2 protein-coding genes and 1 pseudogene are annotated in these 1,946 nt (G+C 61.9%); all 3 read left to right on the top strand.

Going from position 1 to position 1,946, the window contains the following annotated elements; genetic code table 11:
* Positions 1 to 43: 43 nt before the first annotated feature.
* The gene (gene gcvT / locus ACR0IP_RS23025) at positions 44 to 1,138 is read left to right on the top strand and encodes a glycine cleavage system aminomethyltransferase GcvT (protein ID WP_480528141.1); all 1,095 of its coding nucleotides are present in this window, start codon (positions 44 to 46) and stop codon (positions 1,136 to 1,138) included.
* 18 nt (positions 1,139 to 1,156) lie between these two features.
* Positions 1,157 to 1,522 carry a glycine cleavage system protein GcvH gene (gcvH, locus tag ACR0IP_RS23030; protein WP_209505056.1) on the top strand — a complete coding sequence of 122 codons (366 nt, stop codon included), beginning with the start codon at positions 1,157 to 1,159 and terminating at the stop codon, positions 1,520 to 1,522.
* 114 nt (positions 1,523 to 1,636) lie between these two features.
* Positions 1,637 to 1,946: pseudogene (locus ACR0IP_RS23035) on the top strand (glycine dehydrogenase (aminomethyl-transferring)); the annotation flags it as partial.

Here is a 1,946-nt window from a genome sequence, read left to right on the forward strand (position 1 = left end):
CGGGAATGCGTTCCAAACCGAAAGATACGAAAAGGTATCCAAGATGACCGAGATTAGACGCACGCCGCTTTTTGGGCTTCACGTTGAGTTGGGCGGCAAGATGGTTGATTTTGCCGGGTGGGAGATGCCAGTTCAGTATCCGCTGGGGATCATGGGTGAACATAAGCAGTGCCGCGAGAAGGCGGCGTTGTTTGATGTGTCGCATATGGGTCAGGTGATTTTGCGGGGCGAGGATGTGGGCGAGAAGCTGGAAGCTCTGTGTCCGCAGGCTTATGCGACGCTGAAGGAAGGCAAGGCGCGGTACGGGTTCTTCACCAATGCCGAAGGCGGGATCATGGATGACCTGATCGTGTCGAACGCGGGGGATCATTACTTTGTGGTGGTGAACGCGGCGCTGCGCCATCAGGACATTCCGCATATGCGCGCCAATCTGGACGGCGTCGAAGTGACCGAGATTTTCGACCGCGCGCTGGTCGCGGTGCAAGGCCCCAAGGCCGAGGACGTGGTGGGCGCGCTCTGCCCTGCGGTGCGCGACCTCAAGTTCATGGAAACTACGATTGCCGACATCCTGGGTGTCGAATGCCGCATCTCGCGGCTGGGATACACGGGCGAGGACGGGTATGAGATCTCGATCCCCGAGGACAAGGCGATCGAGATCACCCGGGCGTTCCTTGCGCATGAGGATTGCGAACCGGCGGGTCTGGGCGCGCGTGACAGCCTGCGGCTTGAAGCCGGTCTGTGCCTTTATGGCAATGACATCGATCAGAGCACCTCGCCGGTCGAGGCCAGCCTTGGCTGGGCGATGCAGAAGCGCCGCAAGGAAGAAGGCGGCTTTCCGGGTGCGGAACGTGTGCAGCGCGAACTGGCCGAGGGGCCTGCGCGCAAGCTGGTGGGCATCAAGCCCGACGGCCGCGGCCCCGCGCGTCAGGGCGTGGAAGTGCAATGCCTTGAGGGCAATACCATCGGTCAGATCACCTCGGGCAGCTTTGGCCCCACGGTCGGCGGCCCGGTTGCGATGGGCTATGTGTCCGCGGGCCATGGCGAGCCGGGCGAGAAGGTCAACCTGATCATCCGGGGCAAGGCGCAACCGGCGCAGATTGTGGCGCTGCCCTTCGTCAAACAGAATTACAAGCGTTGAAGTCAGGAGAGAGACACCATGGCAACCTATTATTCCGAAGAACATGAATGGCTGGCGGTCGACGGCGACACGGCCACGCTGGGCATCACCAAACACGCGGCCGAGCAGCTGGGTGAGGTGGTCTTTGTCGAGCAGCAGGAGGTGGGCGACGAGTTCGAGAAGGATGGCGAGATCGGCGTGATCGAATCCGTCAAGGCCGCCTCCGAGCTTTACGCGCCGGTTGATGGCGAGATTACGGAAGTGAACGAGGCGCTGGCTGACAACCCCGGCGCGCTGAACGACGACCCCGAGGGCGAGGCCTGGATCTACAAGATCAAGATCGCCGATGCCGCGCAGCTGGAAGATCTGATGGACGAAGCCGGCTACAAGGCCTTCATCGGCTAAATCCGGCCCGGAGCCCCAGAGACCGGGGCTCCCCGCTTCATCTTTTTCCAAATACTCCCGCCGGAGGCTCCTGCCGTCTCCGCCGGACCTGACCTATCCTTGAGGAGCGCTGCAATGGCCTTCAAACTGACCGACTACGAAGCCTATGATTTTGCCAACCGTCGCCATATCGGTCCCAGCCCGACCGAGATGCGCGACATGCTGCAGGTGATCGGCTTCAAGACGCTGGACCAGCTGATCGACGCTACCGTCCCGCCCGCGATCCGGCAGAAGGAACCGCTGGACTGGGGCCCGGCGATGACGGAACGCGATGCGCTCTTTCACATGAAGCAGGTGGCGGGCAAGAACAAGGTTCTGACCTCGCTGATCGGTCAGGGCTATTACGGCACCACCACGCCCGCGCCGATCCTGCGCAACATTCTGG

It is taken from the genome of Ruegeria sp. AL11, assembly GCF_056540865.1.

Bases quoted from the DNA above. Each gene is read 5' to 3' on its own strand.
- gcvH (WP_209505056.1), top strand. From the start codon at position 1,157: ATGGCAACCTATTATTCCGAAGAACATGAATGGCTGGCGGTCGACGGC.
- gcvT (WP_480528141.1), top strand. From the start codon at position 44: ATGACCGAGATTAGACGCACGCCGCTTTTTGGGCTTCACGTTGAGTTG.